The sequence below is a fragment of the Patescibacteria group bacterium genome (assembly GCA_035549555.1).
Classification (GTDB): Bacteria; Patescibacteriota; Microgenomatia; order UBA8517; family UBA8517; genus Co84-156.
Genome location: DASZQR010000011.1, coordinates 1 through 2,433, shown reverse-complemented (window position 1 = coordinate 2,433; position 2,433 = coordinate 1). Strand labels below are relative to the sequence as shown.

Genomic DNA, 2,433 nt, shown 5'->3' with positions numbered 1-2,433 from the left:
GGTCTTTTAAAAATGGTCAGTTTCTAAAATATATGTATTGTGAATTTTTATTGCAGTCCAGTTGATGGCCAGGTGCCGGTGTTGGGCCAGCGCATTCTTTATGCTAACATGCCACAAATATCTTCAGGCTCGCCCACACCCAAAGAAGCAGGTGCAGTAAATAATAATTGGTAAGATAATTGCACGTATTTGCCGTCATTTACATAAAACAATATTAATGATGATTGTGCCCCTAACCGATGTATTATTGTTACTTTGTTGGTCCTTAGTTTGGTTGAATATGTTTGTTCGAGTTCCGTTGATCCTGCCGAAACTATTACGGTTTCCTATTCTCTGGCGGGCAAAATTTCTGTCCCTTTTCGGCGGTGTCCTGCACCTAAGGTTGAGGTACGTTGTCACATTTAGAAAACACTACTTTCATTATTTTGAATAATAACTAACTAACAAGCAACCCTAACCTAACTATTTGTATTTTTTTATATTTTAGTTCGTGTGCTCCTTGTGTGGAGTGAAGTGTACATGGGAAAAAGCTCTCAAGCGCCACTTAAAGACACAGCATGCTACTGATAAGCTTCGCTGCAGTATTTGTTCGTACGAGACAACAAGGCAGGACACGTTGAATCGTCACATTGCGTCGCATAAGCATCAAACAACGCCCCTTAAATGCATCACTTGTGGCAAGACATTTAAATATAGGATGGCGCTCAAAAAGCACTACGACAGGCTTCACCCGGATGACTTCGATCTCAACTTAGAGGATATTTAGGATAAGATTTTTATTTTGTTATATGAACTTTGTACCTTTCTCTTACTAGTCAATGTATTAAGATTAATAGATTTAGATTATAATATTATGTATTCAGGAAAGGGGTGGTTGGGAGGAATTTTAATAAAATGAATTTAAATATAACAAACTTATTTTGCCCCAAAACCAAATAAATTTCATATGAGTAATTAATCACTCGTTACATGCCCTGCAAGCTAGACCATAACAAATTCACTAATAACTATACAAGCGCTATATTCCGCTAACCAAACATTCAATCCTGCTCAAAATAGATAGTTCTTCCTTATTCCATGCTAAGATCAACATGCCACATTAAGCTAACCTCTACACATAACCTGAGCTCCCATAACGTTGTCCATTATTTCAATTTTTCATACTTTAATTTTTTCTGTCCTGTAGAGTTGGCCGATATTTTCCATACTAGATGGACATTCCTCATTCACGCTCTAGCATAACCTAACCTTACCACTTTCATCCTAACCCTTACCCAGACTCCAACTACGTTGTCACTTTTTAAATTAATTATTAAGATCGCTATATAGGAGTTGTGTCAACTTTTTGGGGCAACCTGTGATTTGATAAAATGTTTGGTGCATCAGTTCAAACCCACTTCCGTTGAGAAAAGTATACGTTGATTGTCATATTTTTAAAAATTACTATAGAAATAATTCTTATATATTTACTTATTTGTTTAACTTTTATACTTTAGTTATTTCTGTGTAGTACGGTTGACGAATTCTTTTGGAAGTAAATTGGGCATTCGGCATTAAACGTGTGTACGTGCTCAGGCTTATTGGGTTCTCTCTAACCCTAATGTAAACTGAAATTTGAAATTTCGGCAAGAAATTTCGAAATTTTTTTCGCGGTTCTTAAGGTACCGTTAATGGGTTTGGGGGCTAATGTATATATATTCTTGTAGTGTGATGTTTGCTTGTTCCAACCTGATGTGGAACCGCAAATTTTTTTTTGGAAAGAGTTGATGACCCTGATTAAATTTATACGGATTATCACCTTCGGGTTGGTTGTTAAGGGAACCCTATCTCGTTTTTTCATTTTTTTTCAATTTGTCAGCTGATCCAACTCTTTCGCTACTGTCAGAGCTTAACGTGTCTATCTGTAACCATCTTTCTTGTATTGGTATTTTAAAATAACAATATGTGCTTTGTATTATACTTTTAATACTTACCGCTTCGATTACTTTTTTATCATGGAGTTTTTGGACCTTGAAGCTGAGGAGGATATCGAGAGCGATATTGATGATCTCGCAAATGATGACGTTGTGGTGCATATTCCACCTAATCAGCCACGATGGCCTGGTCTATCCCAAGAAAATCAAGATGCGTTAATACGGCAGGATGTATTGGACGGTGTCGTTGTTATTTCCGACACAATGAAGATAGGTAAAATTTGTAAGTTAACTAATCGGATACATTAATATATGAAATTTTACTTATACACATTGTTAACATGTATTATTTATATTGCAAATTAACATAAATTGAATCTTAAAATTTATTGCAGCTGGAGTAGTACAACTTGACCTATACCCAGCGGTTTCTAAGAAGACGTTTAAAGGATTTGACGATTATTTTCCAGCTAATACAGCAAACATATATGAATTTCCTCTAGCACACTGCGGTAACAGT

At 35.9% G+C, this 2,433-nt stretch carries 1 protein-coding gene; it reads left to right on the top strand.

Annotation, left to right across the window (positions count from 1 at the left end; genetic code table 11):
* The first annotated feature begins 1,994 nt into the window (after positions 1 to 1,994).
* Positions 1,995 to 2,222 carry a hypothetical protein gene (locus VG895_05545; protein HWA52481.1) on the top strand — a complete coding sequence of 76 codons (228 nt, stop codon included), beginning with the start codon at positions 1,995 to 1,997 and terminating at the stop codon, positions 2,220 to 2,222.
* Positions 2,223 to 2,433 lie beyond the last annotated feature (211 nt).